This is a genomic window from Leptospira sp. WS58.C1 (assembly GCF_040833995.1).
Taxonomy (GTDB): domain Bacteria; phylum Spirochaetota; class Leptospiria; order Leptospirales; family Leptospiraceae; genus Leptospira_B; species Leptospira_B cinconiae.
This window is the reverse complement of record NZ_CP162137.1, coordinates 1-17,669: the sequence shown is the minus strand read 5'-3', so window position 1 is coordinate 17,669 and position 17,669 is coordinate 1. Positions and strand designations below refer to the sequence as shown.

The 17,669-nt window shown below is 40.0% G+C and carries 16 protein-coding genes; 4 read left to right on the top strand and 12 right to left on the bottom strand.

All coding sequences use genetic code 11. The features are described from left to right. Window positions 1-12 precede the first annotated feature (12 nt). A complete protein-coding gene (locus tag AB3N61_RS00080) occupies window positions 13-891 on the bottom strand; it encodes a hypothetical protein (RefSeq protein ID WP_367898181.1) in 879 nt (292 codons plus the stop codon). A gap of 72 nt (window positions 892-963) precedes the next feature. Here AB3N61_RS00080 and AB3N61_RS00075 point away from each other — a divergent pair, with 72 nt between their 5' ends. Next, window positions 964-1,518: a nucleoside triphosphate pyrophosphatase gene (locus tag AB3N61_RS00075; protein WP_367898180.1), complete on the top strand. Its 555-nt coding sequence runs from the start codon at window positions 964-966 to the stop codon at window positions 1,516-1,518. 180 nt (window positions 1,519-1,698) lie between these two features. On the opposite strand, the gene AB3N61_RS00070 is transcribed toward AB3N61_RS00075, so the two are convergent. Then, window positions 1,699-1,920, bottom strand: a complete 222-nt coding sequence (locus AB3N61_RS00070) for a hypothetical protein (protein ID WP_020769583.1) — start codon at window positions 1,918-1,920, stop codon at window positions 1,699-1,701. Between the two features lie 96 nt (window positions 1,921-2,016). Here AB3N61_RS00070 and holA point away from each other — a divergent pair, with 96 nt between their 5' ends. Beyond that, window positions 2,017-3,120: a DNA polymerase III subunit delta gene (gene holA, locus AB3N61_RS00065; protein ID WP_367898179.1), complete on the top strand. Its 1,104-nt coding sequence runs from the start codon at window positions 2,017-2,019 to the stop codon at window positions 3,118-3,120. Here the strand turns inward: holA and AB3N61_RS00060 are convergent. Both AB3N61_RS00060 and AB3N61_RS00055 read right to left on the bottom strand, forming a co-directional pair. Continuing rightward, on the bottom strand, window positions 3,065-3,961 hold the full coding sequence (locus AB3N61_RS00060; RefSeq protein WP_367898178.1) for a sigma 54-interacting transcriptional regulator: 897 nt from the start codon (window positions 3,959-3,961) through the stop codon (window positions 3,065-3,067). The two genes, holA and AB3N61_RS00060, sit on opposite strands and share 56 nt — an antisense overlap. A 7-nt stretch (window positions 3,962-3,968) precedes the next feature. Further along, window positions 3,969-5,543 carry an LIC10012 family protein gene (locus AB3N61_RS00055; protein WP_412758378.1) on the bottom strand — a complete coding sequence of 525 codons (1,575 nt, stop codon included), beginning with the start codon at window positions 5,541-5,543 and terminating at the stop codon, window positions 3,969-3,971. Window positions 5,544-5,677: 134 nt separating this feature from the next. On the opposite strand from AB3N61_RS00055, the gene AB3N61_RS00050 reads away from it, so the two are divergent. Together AB3N61_RS00050 and AB3N61_RS00045 are read left to right on the top strand one after the other, a co-directional pair. Continuing rightward, complete coding sequence (locus AB3N61_RS00050; protein ID WP_257587961.1) at window positions 5,678-6,232, top strand: lipoprotein LipL21; 555 nt, start codon at window positions 5,678-5,680, stop codon at window positions 6,230-6,232. A 140-nt stretch (window positions 6,233-6,372) separates the two neighbouring features. Then, on the top strand, window positions 6,373-6,936 hold the full coding sequence (locus AB3N61_RS00045; RefSeq protein WP_367898176.1) for a lipoprotein LipL21: 564 nt from the start codon (window positions 6,373-6,375) through the stop codon (window positions 6,934-6,936). Between the two features lie 90 nt (window positions 6,937-7,026). Here the strand turns inward: AB3N61_RS00045 and lenA are convergent, their stop codons facing one another. The 8 genes from lenA to dnaA all read right to left on the bottom strand — a co-directional run bounded on the left by lenA (window position 7,027) and on the right by dnaA (window position 17,669). Next, entirely contained in the window at window positions 7,027-7,782 is a 756-nt protein-coding gene (gene lenA / locus AB3N61_RS00040; protein WP_367898175.1) for a lipoprotein LenA, read from the bottom strand. 68 nt (window positions 7,783-7,850) lie between these two features. Next, window positions 7,851-8,804 carry a tRNA dihydrouridine synthase DusB gene (dusB, locus tag AB3N61_RS00035; RefSeq protein WP_020770549.1) on the bottom strand — a complete coding sequence of 318 codons (954 nt, stop codon included), beginning with the start codon at window positions 8,802-8,804 and terminating at the stop codon, window positions 7,851-7,853. Further along, the gene (gene gyrA, locus AB3N61_RS00030; RefSeq protein WP_367898174.1) at window positions 8,801-11,314 is read right to left on the bottom strand and encodes a DNA gyrase subunit A; all 2,514 of its coding nucleotides are present in this window, start codon (window positions 11,312-11,314) and stop codon (window positions 8,801-8,803) included. Before gyrA ends, dusB begins: the two co-directional genes overlap by 4 nt. Before the next feature lie 30 nt (window positions 11,315-11,344). Next, on the bottom strand, window positions 11,345-13,258 hold the full coding sequence (gyrB, locus tag AB3N61_RS00025) for a DNA topoisomerase (ATP-hydrolyzing) subunit B (protein WP_020770577.1): 1,914 nt from the start codon (window positions 13,256-13,258) through the stop codon (window positions 11,345-11,347). 87 nt (window positions 13,259-13,345) lie between these two features. Then, entirely contained in the window at window positions 13,346-13,807 is a 462-nt protein-coding gene (locus AB3N61_RS00020) for a DciA family protein (protein ID WP_367898173.1), read from the bottom strand. Then, the gene (gene recF / locus AB3N61_RS00015) at window positions 13,804-14,901 is read right to left on the bottom strand and encodes a DNA replication/repair protein RecF (protein ID WP_367898172.1); all 1,098 of its coding nucleotides are present in this window, start codon (window positions 14,899-14,901) and stop codon (window positions 13,804-13,806) included. Before recF ends, AB3N61_RS00020 begins: the two co-directional genes overlap by 4 nt. A 13-nt stretch (window positions 14,902-14,914) precedes the next feature. After that, entirely contained in the window at window positions 14,915-16,036 is a 1,122-nt protein-coding gene (gene dnaN / locus AB3N61_RS00010) for a DNA polymerase III subunit beta (RefSeq protein WP_020770556.1), read from the bottom strand. 325 nt (window positions 16,037-16,361) lie between these two features. Next, the gene (gene dnaA / locus AB3N61_RS00005; protein WP_020770553.1) at window positions 16,362-17,669 is read right to left on the bottom strand and encodes a chromosomal replication initiator protein DnaA; all 1,308 of its coding nucleotides are present in this window, start codon (window positions 17,667-17,669) and stop codon (window positions 16,362-16,364) included.

Below are 17,669 nucleotides of genomic sequence, written 5' to 3'. Positions count from 1 at the left end.
CCTAAAAGGCTCTTACTTTTTACCTTCGCCACTTGTCGGCGAATTTGCAGCGCCTGCACTATTCTTAGACTCTTCCGGTTTTTTACCGGTTCTAGATTGGTAAACGTTTATAATGGCTTGCTTTTCTTTTTGGCGATTCTTCTCCTCTGATTCGTTTAATACTTCCAAACAATCGTCCCAGTATTTTACTTCCTCAGGAGTTAAATAATCCGTTTCCAAAACTTTATTTTTGCTCAGTTTTTCTTCCGATTCTAGTTTTCCTTCCTTTGCCTTTTCCAGAAGGATTTTTGCTTTATAAAGCTGTAACAGACCTTGTTTCGCAAAATATAAATTCTGTCCTTGGTTCCCGATCTCTCTTTCTAATTTTGCTGCCTGCCATGTATCTCTATAGATCTGGAGATGTTTTTCCATCACAGGAATGTACTGTCTGCCGGGCGATTCCGTATTCAATTTCAGATCCACAACCTTGGGTTGGATATCCTTCTCCAAAGCGTCGGAACGATTGAATACTTCCTTTGCCTGAGCTTCCGCAAGTTGATCAAGTTTTGTCTTTAAAGTTTGGAATTGGTTTCCGGCAGGCTCCCATTCTCCTCTTTGAAAAGAAGATTCTGCCTTTGCATATTCTGCAAGACAAGCATCCCAGTCCGCCTTCTTTCCAAAATTCAAAAGACTGGTTCTAAGATATCGCAGGGCAATCCAGGATTTTTTACGTAATGAATACGCTCTGGATTTCGGATCCACATTTGTGTTAGTCGGTTTGGCCTCCGGACTATCACTAGGTGCGGTTTTCTTAGCTTCTTGGGAATAAGAAGAAGTGAAAGCCATAAACAAAAAAAGAATTATCAAAACTTGCGTGCGTATAGGGCAGAATGATCTAAGAAAGAAATTCATTGGTTCGATCCGTGCGAACATTGATACTGGGAAAAGGAGTGTCTGGCAAGGCTTTTCTTTCAGAATGGATATATGCTTATTCTGAGATCCCAATCTCCTAGAAGAAAAGAGATCTTACAATCCTTAGGACTACATTTTCAAGTCCTACCTTTGCCCACGGATGAAACGAGTCTTCACGAAGAAACACCTGTTCGTTATTTGGAAAGGGTAACCTTGGCAAAACTTGGACCCAAGCCGGAAAATCCGCAAGAAGTCATCCTGGCTTCGGATACCATCGTTGTTTTTCGGAATAAGATCCTGCAGAAACCCGCGAATGAATCGGAGGCATTCTCTATGTTATCCGAACTTTCCGGAAAAACACACCAAGTGTATTCAGGACTTGGGATCATGACCAAGAACGAAAAAATTTTCGATTACGATGTCTCCGAAGTGGAATTCTATGCTTGGGACAAAGCGAAAATTTTAGAATATATTAAAATTTGCAAACCGTACGACAAAGCCGGATCATACGGGATCCAAGACCCAAATTCGCCTGCCAAAAATTTCCAAGGATCTTATTCCAATATTTTAGGATTTCCGATCCGCAAATTTTTCTTATATCACACTCTTTGGAGCAGGTTTCTTTAATTCTTTTGAGACTCATTCAAATACTTTTATAAAACAATTTCTTAGAATGGATCTCTTGCCTTCCCCTTCGGCTGCACATCCTGTGCAGACCTCCGGGTCGCTTCGCAATCCTGCTTCGCTATCAGGCAAGAGATCCATTCTAAGCTTCATTAATATATTTTAGAAAGAGGCTCAAGAGAATTAAACGTAAAGATCCAGAAATCTGCCTTTAGAAACGGAAGAATCCTGAGGAGCGGAACTTCCATCCGGACCATAAAATTTCAGAGATTTCGCAGTCTCAGAAAAATCCCTTTGGCGGATCGGCTCGATAGCGGGAACCCTGGATTGATTTAGGATCGGTTTGATATATGTAAGATAATCTTCTTGGGCAGAAATTCTTTGTACGCCGTCGCTGATTCTCATAAGGGTTGGACCTAATGAATAATTCGGAAAGATCAGGGATCTACTTTAGGAAAAGAATCGGATCATCCGCTTGACTCTCTCGGATTTCCTTTCAAGATGATTACCGTGGCCGAAACCAAAGTCTCGAATTTTTATGAGAATCTGATCGATTTTCTGCACAAGACCAAGCCTAACCTGGAATCTTTGCCTCAAATCCTATTTGTGGTCTCTCAGGATTCTTACGAATTCAGTGTGGTCAGCGATCTGTACAAGTCCGCATATAAAAAAAGTGCAGATCCTTATGAGATCGTGGTATTTGTAGCGGAGCCAGGAGATCTGGAGAATTTTCAGAACGAAGCCGGAAACCTGGACATGTTTGCGGCCCAAAAATTATTTATCATAAAATCTGGCGTTACATTCTTCAAACCCTGGTTAGGGAAAACGAAATCCAAAACTTCTCCCAAATCTTTTTCGGTTCCGGAAACAGTAAGAATTCTGATCCATTACGATCATTGGGATCTTCCTAAAGAATTGATCTCCATATTCGGAGATAAGGTTTCTCATTTTAAATCTTCCAAAATATTTCCTGACAAAAGAAAGGAAGCCTTCTTAAAAGCCGCCAAAGAAGTAGAAGTAAAACTAGACGATGAAGCGGAAGAAGAATTTTTACTAAAAGTAAATCCGAGTGCAGGCGCATACTTAAAAAATTTGGAAAAACTGAAATTATACTTAGGAAAGAAAAGTTTCAATCTTGCAGACCTCAAGGAAGTGTTATTCCAAAGTTCCGAATTCAGTTCTTCCGAAATTGTGGATTATTTTTTCGAAAAAGATTACGGAAGATTTTCCAGAGAATTTTCCAAATTCAAAATCGGGAAGGACTCACTTCTGATCTTTCTTTCTTTGTTAAAAGACCATTTAGATAAATTAAGGATTTATAAAATTATTCTAAGAATGTATGACAAGGTCCTAAATGACAAAGAACAATCGGACCTACTTGGTATCGCGGCTTATTCCCCCGCTCGAAAAAATCATACTTTCAAACGACTTAGGAAAGAAAGTTCTGCGTTTAACGATCTCGAAATTACGGAATTGTACGAGTTCTTATTGGAAATGAACCAAAAGATCAAAACCGGTTCCGAAAAGGAAGAAACAGTGTATTACTTCTTCAGGAAGATGGAGGATTTTTTCCATCCTCGGAATCGAACAGTTCGAACTCGGTAATCTTTCTGTAGATCGTTCTTTCAGAAATACCTAAAATTCTTGCCGCCTTTTCTCTGTTCCCGTTTACAAGGATCAAATTTCGTCTGATAATTTCCCTTTCATAATCTCTGAGAGGGATCCCCGTACGAACGGATAGATTATTATTCTGTTTATAACCTGTTTCGAATAATTCGGGAGGAAGATGTTTTGTATCCAAAGTCTTTACATTGTGCATGGATACCATCGCTTCCAATAGATTCTTTAACTGGTGGAGATTTCCGGGATAATCATACTCTAATAAAAACTTTCCTAACTTTTCCGAAATTTTAATATTCTTTCTGTTGTATCTTTTCCCGATCAGATCCAGAAAAAATCGTGTCAGTGGAGGAATATCCTCCTTTCTTTCCCTTAATGTAGGAATTTTGACCTGAAGGGTTTGGATCTCCGTCATCAAGGATTCTTGCACTTTACCCGACTTCACTTTTTCGGAAAGATCCGGCTGGTCGGAGAGTATGTATCGATTCTTCCCTTTTTCATTTCGTATCTTTTGCAATAGTTGCACTTGAAAATTAGGATTCAAATTCGAGATCGCTTCTAAAAAGATCGTTGCTCCCACTTTACCGTCTAACTTAGAAAAGATCTCGGAAGTTTCCGCCTCGGATTCGGAGATAGAAAAATCGAAAACTTGGTAATGCGGAAATCTATCCTTACAGAAAGAATGAAAAAGATAACCTAAATAACTTTTTCCGGTCCCAGCCTCTCCTAAAAATAAAACGGGTAGATCGGAAGAGACTGCTTGTTTCATACGATCCAGGATTTTGCGGGTAGAAGGGGATAATGCGATAAAATTAGATTCTTCCATGGCTCTGCTACGGCTGCGAAACTTCCAAGATCTCTCCCTTTACTAAACAATCAAATTTGAACTTTTCCGTATTTCGTATATAATTTCGAGCCACGGATGGATCACATTCTAAAATTTTAGCGGTAGAGAAAGTATATCGTTCTAACGAATCCGGTATTACTTCGACCCCCTCGGAAGAAAAAGAGGATGAAAGAAACGTAACCGCCCACACTCCTTTTTTTCCTTCCGAAAATCCGGAAAGGTTCGGAACTCGGATCCAGAATGCCTTAGACCCGGATTTTATTAAAACTTTCGGAAAATTTCCAAAATATTCCGAATTAGACGCTTCACTTATGGAATTGGAGAATAAAGATGCAAAATTGCTGCGGACCGGCTCGGAAGTAAGGATCTTCTCCTTCTTCACTTCTTCATAAATACTTCCTAAACTCCAAGGATTTAAGAATTCTCCCAAGGAATACTTACCTGCAAATTCCACTTTTTCAAGGGAAGAATCCTCTATTTTCATTTTTGGATCAGGAGAAACACTTGAAATGTATAATTTTCCTTCTTTCAATACCAGAGTTTTCGAATCCCTCGGAGTGACTATCCTCTGAAAATAGGAAACTTCCCTGAATTCTGCTCCTCTTTTGGAAGCCTCTTTATGTTCCCTGCGCGCTTCCGGCCCAGCGTATGAAGAATATAGAATGGAAACTTTCGCTCCGCTCCGGCTCAAACCTTCGATGGCAGCGCCATACCCGTTGATAGAATTAGAGGCTTTTGCATTGGTCAGAATGCTGATCATTCTTTCCTTCTTCTTACCTGGAGAATCTTCAGAACTTAGAATCCTTCTTAATCGAAGAAGAGCATTCGTGAGATCTTGTGTATCGGATTTTCCTTCGGATTTAAAATCTTTCCATTGTTTGATGAATTCAGAGCGGCTGGATTCCGGAAAAACTTTGGATCCATTCTCGCTGAAAACTACCAGACGAAATTTTGTTTCCGGTTGCCAAGAGATTGCCTCTAATTGCGACATAAATTCTTTTCTTTCAGGCGCGTACGAATAAGAAGAATCAAGCACGATGATCTGCGACTTCGCTGCACGTACAACTTCTCTGGAATATTCTTTTATCTTTTTTTTGGGAACCAAAGGAAAGGAATCCTTGGTCAACTTTTCTAAGGTTTCGAATAGATCTTTTCTTCCTATGATGGAGTATTCTTCCATTTTAGAAAGGTTACAATCGTAAACGGAGCGATCGATCCGGATCTTTTCCTCGATGGATAACTGATCTCGGACCACGTAATCCGGTTTGAGTCTAGAGCAAGTTTGTTTGAATTTTTCTCTCGAGACCTGAGGAATTAGAAAATCTTTTATTTCCGGATCCGAATTCGGAGAGAGTTGTTCTTTTATCTGAACCGAATAGATCCTAGTTGCGTAGAACTGACCTAATTTTGCCAGCTCGTACGGTTTTTCTCCTGTTCCTTCCAAGGAAGCCGGAGCCTGGCCTTCCCAATTTCCGGGAAGAAACACTACTGTCGTCGCTATTGCGTCGCTAGCCGCCAGAGTTAGCAGAACAAAAAGAAAATTTCGGAAATTTTTTGACAATTGTGCGCTGCGAATAAATATTTTTTTACCAAAAAGTTGGCTGCTTTCAAATTTAAACGTATTCATTAAAAAATGGCTTGCGGAATCCGTTTAATGGATATATTCCTCAATTCCATCTGATCAAGGAGAAAATGATGATCAAGAAAGTAATCGCTATTGCGCTGTCTGCTGCATTACTTACCTATTGCGGAGCTAATACCGCTCAAAAAGATGCTACTTCCGTTGGCGACGGAGGATGGTCTTTCGAAGGTTGGGGTGGACCGCCTGAGCAAAGAAACGACGGTAAAACTCCAAGAGATACCAATCCTAAAGACTACTATTACATGAAGTTCGCTTCTCGTGCATCCGCTAAGGCTGTTGCTAAAAAAAGTCTCGCAATGATGCAGTCTACTTGCCGTGAAGCTTCTCGCTTACAAGGTGCTTCCGACGTTGTTAAAAAAATGGTCGGTGAGACTGTTGAATCCGCATCCGGAGTTTCCGACGGTGAAGCTACTGCTTCCGTTATCGTTGGTACTTCTGCAGGTATCGTAAAAGGAGTGGGAGTTTACGAGTGTAAAGCTACCGGTCCAGGTTCCGATCCTAATGATGTTTCTAAAGACAACTGGGAAGAATGCCAGTGTGTTATTTACGCTAAATTTCCAGGTGGACGCGACGCTCTCGTAGCTAAAGCTCAAGAAATCGGTAAATAATATAAGTTTAGTTTGAGTTTCGACTCGAACTGAAATGGAAAACCCCGCCTAGAAAAGGTGGGGTTTTTTATTTCCGCATAGTATAATCTAGAAAGATTGAGTCGATCGCTAAAATTGAGTAAACAAATTTCAATAAGAAGATGATCAAGAAAGTAATCGCTATTGTTCTGTCTGCTGCATTACTTACCTATTGCGGAGCTAATACCGCTCCAAAAGACACAATTCCCGTTAGCAACGAAGGATGGTCTTTCGAAGGTTGGGGTGGACCGCCTGAGCAAAGAAACGACGGTAAAACTCCAAGAGATACCAATCCTAAAGACTACTATTACATGAAGTTCGCTTCTCGTGCATCCGCTAAGGCTATTGCTAAAAAAAATCCCGTAATGGTTCAATCGACCTGCCGAGAATCTGCGCGCCTACAAGGTACTTCTGAAGTAATTAGGAAAATGCTAGGCGAATGTCATAATACAGGGTTCTTCACCTGTAACGAATCCAATCATGGTATAACTACCGATTGTAACCCCTTCATATCTGCATCGCTCGCTAAAGGAGTAGGAGTTTATGAATGTAAAGCTATCGGTCCAGGTTCCGATCCTAATGATGTTTCTAAAGACAACTGGGAAGAATGCCAGTGTGTTATTTATGCTAAATTTCCAGGTGGACGCAACGCTCTAGTCGCTAAAGTTCAAGAAATCGGTAAGTAATCTCGGTTTAGTAGTTTTACATTATTAAATACAAAAAACCCCCGGAAATCCGAGGGCCTTTATTCGAACGAACCTAAATCTATTTTTTAATTATTCGGACAGAGTTAATCCGTATTCATTTGCAATTGTATTAGCGGATTCTGAGTAGACATCTCCTTTTTCCACTACTGTTTTTAAAGCAGAAGCAGCAGCTTTTTTTAACTCCTCTTGTTTTGCAGGATCGGAAGTTTTATCCGACTCGATCAGTTTGCTGCTAGCTAATTTAAGATTTCTAATACTGTCTCCTAAAAGCGGATCTCTGGAAATATTGGAAGAAGCTCCTTGGATCCAAACATCATGAAGATTGTTTAACTTTCCAGCCTTTACGATAGAACCGTTACATCGAACTTTGGAAAATTCACCGCTCGCTTCCGATTCGAAACAAGACATACCTTTTTCCAATTTTCCTTTAGAAGGAGAAGTCAGTGAATTTTTAGCGAATGCAGTGTCCCCGTCTCCTACTATAAAGAGGACCGCATCAAAGAAATTTTTCAAAAGTCCGTAGCCCTCTTTGCCGTCTACAGTCTTCAATTTCAGATATTCGGTTACAGTCTTATTTCCTTTTGCGTCGGTCGATTCGTGAGAAACGATTTCAAGTCCGTTTACTTCCTCGTTTCCGTATACAAGAGTGACTTGTTCCGATTTTTCGGTTGTTCCAGGTTTTTTATAAACCCATTGGTCCCAGCCTGAATATTTTGTTCCTACAATTTGAGCGACAGGGGTCTCTTCCTTCTTTTTATCACATGCGATTAGAGCAAGCAGCACTAATATTGTGGCCGCATTTATTGAGAATTTGCCAAGTCTCATTTAACTTTCTCCTAAAATCGAATTATGAGCTTATTTTAGAAAATCTTTGTCAATCTCAATCCGGCGAATCAAGAGGCTAAGATTAAATTGTTTTGCGCCTCATGCAGCATTGAGATCAATTTCTCCGGATCTTCACATTTAAGAAGTTCGAGTCGCATCGACTCCACTTCTTTCCTGGATTGTATATAACGCACCAAATGTTTGCGGAGAAGGATCAATCCATATTTGTCTCCGAATGTTTCCCTCATCAACTGCAAATGATTCAAAGTAGTTGATACGATCTCTTCGAAACTTAGATCTTCTTTTTTAATATTGGAGAATATCCATGGATTTCCGATGGAATTCCTTCCTATAAGAACCCCATCCACTTTAGATTCTTCCTTTCTACGAACAGCCTCTTCGTAGCTGCTTATATCTCCGTTTCCGAAAATAGGCACCTTTCTTTCGGATTTTATATCTGCAATCGCATCCCAATCCGCTTTTCCGGAATAACCCATCTCTCGAGTCCGTCCATGCACGGAAATTGCCATCACTCCGGACTCTTCTAAGATCCGGGATACTTCCATATAGTTTCTGGAGGAATCATCCCAGCCCAAACGGATCTTCGCGGTTACGGGGATATCCAACGCCTTCCGCATTTCTTCTATGATTTTTCCTGCATAAATAGGTTTGCGGAGAAGTCCCACTCCGGATCCTCGCATAGAAACATTTCTAGCAGGGCAACCCATGTTCAGGTCTATGATATCAGGATTTAATTCACGAATTCTCTTTGCAGCATCTACAATAATCTCCAGCTTATTGCCGAAGATCTGAAAAGTGATCGGTCTTTCTTCTTCACGAAAACGTAATAAAGATAAAGCCTTTTTAGAGCCCACTGCAAGGCTGTCGGTGGAAACGAACTCAGTGTATGAAAAAGCAGATCCGTATCTGCGGGCCATGGTTCTGGTCGGGGTATCACTGATCCCGGCCATTGGCGACATGGCCAACCAACCGGGAATTTCGACAGAACCGATGCGGATCATTTTTCCTTACTTTCGCGGATTACAGTACAATCTTGGACTCTATCGTTGTCCTTGATGTCTACGACTCTGACTCCCACTGCAGTTCTTCCCATTTTAGAGATTTGGTTCGCCTCAGTTCGGATAACCATTCCTTGCTGAGTTACTAAGATGATCTCATCCTCTTCTCCGACGGAACTGACAGCGACAGCGGCGCCGTTTTTCTCTCCCACTTTTAAGAAGGCCATTCCTTTGCCCCCTCTTCCTTTGGTTCCGAACTCCTCGAAGCCTAGACGTTTTCCGTAACCGTTCTCCGAGATCACGAATATATCGTCGCCTTCTACCACTTTAGAAAGTCCTACGATTGCATCCTCTTTCGAGAGTCTCATCCCGGTTACACCTTGGGCAGTTCGTCCTTGCGCTCGGATAGTATCCATTTCGATCCTAAGCGCAAGTCCATTTGCTGAGAAGATCATTACGTTATCTCCTTTTTCTACGGAGATTACTTCGATGAGTTGGTCTCCATCCCTAAGGCCGATCGCAATAATACCAGATTTTTTAACGTTACCGAATTCGGATAATTCGACTCGTTTGATAAAGCCGTTCTTGGTTACGAGTAATAGATCTTTTCCTTTATCTTCTTCTTTGAAAGTGAAGATTGCAGAGACAGTTTCGTTCTCGCCGAGTCCTATAATTGCCTTCAAGGATTTTCCTCTGGCTTCTTTGGAAGCCTGAGGAAGTTCGTACGCCTTCATCATATAGACTTTTCCGGTATTCGAGAAGAACATCACATTGTCGTGGGTCATGGCGGTTTTCATGATCTTGACAACATCTTCTCGTTTTTGAGAAAGTCCTTGGATCCCTTTTCCACCTCTTCTCTGTCTTTTGAAAGTATCCAGAGGAAGTCTTTTTATGAATTGATCATAAGTAATTTGTAATACGACATCTTCGTCGGCAATCAGATCTTCTGCATTGAAAGAAGAAGACTCCACACTTTCTAAGCTGATATCTGTTTTTCTTTTATTTCCGAATTTTTCAGAAACCTCGGACAATTCAGTACAAACTATGTCGGAAACTCTTTCCGGTTTTGCGAGAATATCTTTTAGATCCATAATCAGAGCTCGGACTTCTTCCAACTCGTCGATTACCTTTTGAACTTCCAAAGAGGTTAATCTTTGCAGTCTCATCTCCAGAATCGCGTCAGCTTGGACATCAGAGAGAACGAATCGAGCCATCAACTGTTCTTTTGCTTCCGAAGCATTTTTAGACGCACGGATGACTTTGATCACTTCTTCAATATTTTCGAGAGCGATCTTCAATCCTTCCAAGATATGTGCGCGTTTTTCAGCCTTATCTAGATCGAATTGAGTTCTACGAACGATTACCTCTTTTCTGTGGATAGAATAAGCAACCAGGATCTCCTTAATATTGAAAATCTTAGGTTTATTATCCAAGATCGCAAGCATCGTGATCCCGTAACTTACTTGAAGTTGGGTAAGTTTTAAGAGTTGGTTTAGGATGACCTGAGCATTTGCATCTTTTTTAATATGGATCTCTACTCTGATCCCTTTCCTATCGGATAGATCTAAAATTTCGGAAATTCCTTCGATCTGTTTTTCGTTAACAAGCTCACCGATTCTTTCAAGAAGAGTCTTTTTATTTACTTGGTAAGGAATTTCAGTAACTACGATTACTTCTCTGCCTTTTTTATTCTCTTCGATTTCTACTTTAGAACGGATCCGGATCGAACCTTTACCGGAATGATATGCGGATAGTAAACCTTCTCCGCCGATAATCGTACCACCGGTAGGGAAATCCGGACCCGGCATTATTTTAAGAATTTCCGATATACTTACGTCAGGATTTTTAATTACGGTGATAACCGCTTCTATCGTTTCCTTCAAGTTATGAGGAGGAATGTTTGTCGCCATCCCTACCGCAATCCCGGAAGAACCGTTTACTAATAAGTTAGGAAAATTTGCAGGGAGTACATCAGGTTGCTGTTTGGTATCATCGAAGTTCGGAGAAAAATTAACGGTTTCCTTTTCGATATCTCTTAAAAGTTCTTCTGCAACTTTTGCGAGTCTTGCTTCCGTGTATCGGTATGCTGCAGGGTTGTCTCCGTCGATAGATCCGTAGTTTCCCTGCCCGTCTATGAGAGGAACTCTAAGGGAAAAATCTTGGACCATTCGCACTAATGCATCGTATACCGAACTATCTCCGTGCGGGTGATAATTACCTAATACTTCTCCGACAATTTTTGCACATTTAACGTAGGGTCTGTCACTTCTCCAGGCCCTTTCATTCATTGCATGTAGAATACGTCTATGAACCGGTTTCAAACCGTCTCTCACGTCAGGCAAAGCCCTTCCCACAATTACACTCATCGCATAACCGAGGTAGGCTTCCTTCATCTGGTCTTCGATTTCGACAGGAATTACCCTGACACCATTCTTCAATGCATCACCGATATCAGGACGGGAAGAAAGGCTGAATCCTAAAGTTTTTGTTTCGTTCTCTAGCTCTTCGCTCATTTTTATTTAGAATTTCCTATTACCAATATATTAAAGATCAAGGTTTGCAACTTTTGCCGCGTTGACCTCGATAAAGCGACGTCTTGGATTTACTTCGTCACCCATAAGTATATTAAATGTATCTTCCGCTTCCACATAATCATCGAGTTTTACTTTTAGAACGACTCGCTTTTCAGGATCCATAGTTGTCTCCCAAAGTTGCTCCGGATTCATTTCACCCAACCCTTTATATCGCTGGATGACTGCCTTTTCCGTTCCTAGAGATTTTAAATATTCGTCCTTTTCCTTATCAGAAAATAGATATGCGGATGTCTTACCATGTTTAACCAAATACAAAGGAGGCTGAGCAACATATAGAAACCCTTTTTCGATAATAGGTCTCATATAACGAAAAAAGAAAGTGAGAAGTAACGTGCGAATATGAGAACCGTCTATATCCGCATCCGTCATGATAAAGATCTTATGATACCGCGCCTTATCCACGTTAAATTCATCTTCGCCGATCCCGGTGCCTAATGCAGAAACTAACGTACGAATTTCTTCGTTACCTAGAATTTTATCTAATCGTGCTTTTTCTACGTTCAGAATTTTTCCCTTTAGAGGGAGGATCGCCTGGTAATGTCTATCTCTTCCTTGTTTAGCGGAACCACCGGCTGAGTCACCCTCTACGATATAAAGTTCGGAAGCAGCAGGATCCTTTTCGGAACAGTCCGCCAGTTTTCCAGGAAGACCACCACCTTCTAATACCGATTTACGACGAGTTAAATCGCGAGCCTTACGAGCAGCCTCTCGAGCCTTAGCTGATAATATACATTTCTCTAATATCTTTTTAGTAATTGCAGGATTCTCTTCGAAAAAAAGTGAAAGACCTTCTCCCGTAAGAGTTTGCATAATCCCTTTGATCTCAGCATTCACCAATTTTTCTTTTGTCTGAGAGTTAAACTGAGGTTGAGGAATTTTTACCGAAATTACGGCAGTGATACCTTCTTTTAAATCCTCTCCCGACAATGCGGTAGGTTGTTTTTTTACGAGCTGCTGATCTTTTTTTAAAAAATCGTTAAGAGTTCTTGTTAAAGCGGCACGAAAACCTTCTAAGTGGGTTCCACCCAAGTTATTGTTTATATTATTGGTGAAACAAAAAATATTTTCGGAATAGGTATCAGAGTATTGGATCGCGATTTCTGCAACTACATCATCTTTATTTCTTTCGAAATGAATTGTTTTGTGAAGCGGATGTTTGTTCTCGTTCAAATACTCAACGAAAGAAACAATTCCACCGTCAAATAAGAACTCATGCTTTTCGGAATCGGGCTTTCTTTTATCCTGAACGATCAGTTTTAAGCCTTTATTCAAAAACGCCAATTCTCTAAAACGGGCAGTTAGAACGTCGAACTGAAATTCCGTAGTGGTAAAAATGGAAGCATCCGGTTTAAAACGGACAACTGTTCCTCTTTCAGGAGATTCTCCGATAACGGATACAGGACCTTGAGGTACACCTCTTGAATATTTTTGCTGGTGGATCTTTCCATTTTGGTAAACTTCTACTTCTAATGATTCGGAAAGAGCATTAACGACAGATACTCCAACTCCATGAAGTCCACCGGAAACCTTATAAGCATCATTCTCGAACTTACCACCTGCGTGCAGAATAGTCATAACCACTTCGATAGTGGAGATGTTTTTTTCAGGATGAATGGCTACCGGAATTCCACGCCCATTGTCCTTCACTTCTATGATATTATCAGGAAGAATGGAGATATAGATCTCCGTACAATGACCGGCCATTGCCTCGTCTACCGAGTTATCAACAACCTCATAGACCATCTTATGAAGACCGGTCTCGTCTTGGGTCCCGATATACATTCCGGGGCGTTTGCGTACGGCCTCTAATCCTTCTAGGATTTTGATCTGACCTGCGCTATAACTGCTTTCTGGTTGGCTCATCCAGTCCTCCGGGATCTATGAATAGTTTTCCTAAATTGGCTAAGGAGGCAAGGAAATTCGAAGGTATTTCAATAAAGAATATCCTTCTCAGAGATATTCTATCAGCTCTAAAAGTCTTTTTTTCGCAATAGGATCGGTTTCTTTTTCGGCTAAAGAAACTAGGTTCTGTTTGCCCTCCAATCCGGTTTTATCCGCGGTATAGGAAGGCGATTTTTGTCTTTTAGAAACGAGATTACCGATCCTTATTTCTATTTTTTTTACGACATCTCTTCCTAAGTAACGAGCGGAATAACTTAAGATCCTCTTTCTCATAAAAAGGATCTCTTGTTTGTATGCAGAGTGAACCGTTAGGATCACCAATGTATCTCCATTAAGAGCAAATGGTTCTGAATGATTTGCATATACAGGACCTATTATGTCGACCCAACGTTTTGCTAAAGTTTGAACTGCGATCTTCTCCGATAAACTTTCTTCCGTTAAGCCCAAATTTTGAAGAATGTTTTTGAACTCTTGCGGATCAATTCTTTGTATTTTAGATTCTTCTTTCATTGGTATTTAGAGACTAAACCGTTCTTCACTAAAAAGATCTGCTTTTCATCTTCTAATCTTCCCACATAATCGGAGATACCTTCTAGGTCCGTAGTAGTGAAAAAAGCCTGTCCGGAATTCAAAACCAGATCCACAAAATATTCTCTTCTTTTTACATCCAACTCTCGGATCACATCATCAATCAAAAGAATAGGGGTCCTGCCCAACTTCCTTCGATAATATTCGAATGCAGCCGCCTTTAGGGAAATTACGGTACTTCTCTTTTGGCCTTGAGAAGCAAAATCCATAATATCGCGATTATCTTCACCGATATACAGATCGTCCCTATGGATCCCGACAGAAGTATAACCTAGTTTTCGATCCCTGTTGATATTCCTGAGTAACGTTTCCCTAAAATCATCCAAGTTCGAAAAGCTGGGTTTGTATTCCAGAGTTAGATTGTCTCTTCCTCCACTGAGTTTTTTTAGATTTTCTCTGTAGATAGGATCGAATTCTAGAATGAATTCTTTTCTTTTATTAAAGATACCGATCCCTTTTTCGATCAGCCTTTGGTTCCAAATCTCATAAAGCCCGGGATCTGATGATCCACTTTTTAAAAGTGCATTTCTTTGTTTTAAGATACGATTGTATTCGATTAGATCATTTAGATAAGAAGGATCTAAAGAAGAAAGTAGACTGTCCAAAAATCTTCTTCTTTCGGATGGCCCTCCTTCTACGATGATCAGATCCAAAGGAGTCATTAAAACGCTTAGGAATTTTCCCACTAAGTCGGATCTTTTTTTGACTTCTTCTTGATTGAATTTAAGTTTGCGACGACTGACCGGTTTTTTAGAAAAACCTAATTCATAAATTTCTCTTTTATTATCACGATCTACTTCGCCTTTAATATAATATCCGTCGGAGTTCCAACGAATTAAATTTCCTTCTTCCGATTCCCTAAAACTTTTCAACCAAGAAATCATAGAGATCGCTTCGAGTAAGTTTGTTTTTCCTTCTCCGTTTTCTCCCACAAAGAAAATAAGCCTGGAATGGAACTCCAGGCTTATCTGTTCGTGATTTCTAAAATTGAGAAGCCTTAGGCTTCGTAAAAACACGGTTTAATCTCTTTTAAATTTTCATCGGCATAATTACCGAGATAAAATCAGGATCGGAAGGATCCTTAAATACAACGGGGGAGCTTGAATCACTAAATTCTATTTTGAATTCATTATCATCTATAGACTTGAATACATCCGAAAGATATTCACCTTTAAATGCAACGGTAACTTCGTCTCCTGAATATTCGATCGGCATATTAATACTAACCTCGTTCACTCCTTGTGTTTGAGCGTAGAAGTTGATATTATTTTTAGAGAATGTTAAACGTATCTGACGAGTAGGTTCTTCTGCAGCGATCAATGCTTGTCTAAGGTAGATCTGGAATCCTTCTTTAGGGATAACAGCGCTGAATTTAGAAGACTTTGGAATTACTTGTTCGTAATTCGGAAAATTACCTTCGATCAATTTACAAAGAAGTTCGATCTGATTTGCGTTCACATAGATCTGATTGTCTATGATACCTATCTTTCCTGTTTCTGCTGTCGCGATCATTTTAGAGATCTCTCTAATTGCCTTAGAAGGAATGATCACTGAATCTTTGAATTTCAAAGTTGTAGAAAGAGGCCGTTCTATCTTACATAACCTTCTGCCATCGGTAACCGCGAACACAAGTTTGTCTCCTTTAGGGACCATAAACAGTCCGTTGAAGATATATCTTTGGTCTTCATGAGCGATCGCGTAAGAAGTTTTACGGATCATCTCGGCAAACATAGCTGTTGGAAAATCGGAAATATTCGAAGAGTCCACTTTCGGAATAGTTTTGATCTCTTCCGCATCCATTCCGTTCAGTTTGTTTTTATAATCATTCTTTTTAGTAGCGTCAGTGATATATGTGATACTAGAATCGGCGTCCCCATCTTCCGTGGAAAGCAACGCTTCTTCAAAGTGAATGGTTTTAAAAATGCTGGATAATTGTTTTGCAGGTAAGGAAATATTTCCCGACTTCTCTACTTGAGCATTTAATGATGTTTTAATAGATATTTCTAAGTCCGTCGCAGAAATTGATACGGAAGAAGTTTCCGCTTCTAATTTTAAGTTGGAGAGAACGGAACGAATCTCTCTAGCGGAGATTACTCCTTCGACAGCGTGAATCGCTTTTAGAAATTCAGATGTGTTCACTTTGATCTTCAATTTGCATTCTCCATTTATATAGGTGATCTATATATAGATTCTTATATATGTACTGTTGTAGTACTTGTACCTGTGCATATGTAGATAAGAGTCATAACTCTTTAGATAAGGGAAATATGTCGCATTTATATTGAAAAGTACAATTTCCAAGAGTAGGAAAAAACTCCTTCGTATCTGCTATAGTAACCTTCAAAACGAAGGTCTATAAGGGACAATAATTTTGTGTTATGTCTTATTTACTAGTTACACATAGAATATTAACTATTTATTTACAGGTTATTTGTAGGTCTATGTCGCCTACGGATAAGACCTGAAACTAAGTTTTTTACTGGAAGCGGAATCGATTCAGAACTTCTTCCACTTTAATGGAAAATTCTTTATCTTCTTTTATCTTATTTTCGATGTTGCGGACTGCGTGGATTACAGTGGTATGTTCTGCGGAAAACATTCTTCCAACCTGACTTTTGTTCAGCCGGAAACCCTTATGTAATACATACATGCAAAGATGTCTAGGGATCACATACTCCGGTTTTCTACTCTTTCCCATTACCTCGTTTGGATCCAAATTATAAAGAGAAGAAATATGCTCGATGACCTTGTCTTGACTAAGTTGGAAATTCTTTTTACGGAAAATACGATTCTTCAGTATATCTTCTATCATCGCTGTGGTGAAGAATAAATGAGAGAATGCTCGTTTATGAAGAGCAAGATCATTCAAAGCGCCTAAAAGTGCACGTGTATCGTCTTCGATTAGATCGGCTATAAAGTGGATATGCTCTGAAGAAAGGCCTAAATTCAAAATTTGGCAGTTCTTTTCTAAGATACCAACTCGAATTTCCTTATCAGGAGGTTGAATATCCGCCTGAACTCCGGTTACAAATCTAGATTTCAATCGATCATGCAGCGGAAGTTCCGAACTAGGACGATCGGAAGCGATCACGATCTGTCTTTTTCTCTCGAAAAGAAAGTTGAAGATGGAAAAGAACTCTTCTTGGGTCTTCTCCGCTCCCGTATTTAAAAGTTGGATATCGTCTATCAATAGGCAGTTATAGGATTGGTATTTAATTTTGAAAGATTCGATGGAATCTCTGGACTGAAGAGCGAACAAAAACTCGCTCATAAACGATTTTATATCTATGTAATGTACTGTTTTCCAAGGTTCTTTTTTGAGAATTTCCGAGCCTATGGAATGAAGAAGATGAGTTTTACCGACTCCCACTTTTCCGAATAAGTAAAGAGGATTGATCTCCGCAGGATTTTTTACACATTCCATGGCCGCACTGAAAGCAAGACGGTTTGTGTTTCCTACGATAAAATTATCGAAAGAGTAATCCGGATTAAAAGAATACGACTTATCTTTGAATTTTTCCTGAAGAACTTCGGTTAAATTAGAAGGCGCTTCTAAAATGATCTCGACCGGGATACGATTTCCACTGGCTCTAAAGATCGCTTCTTCTATATGATTCTGGTATTTCTTTTCCACATGTGTCTTTATATTGGAAGAAGGGGCTATAAGGATGCAACGATCGTCCGTTAAACTCTCTAATTGTAACGTATATATGAACTTATCAAAGTACGTGGGGGGAATTTCCTTGGAAACTTCCTCTAATACACGCTTCCAACTAGGATCCAA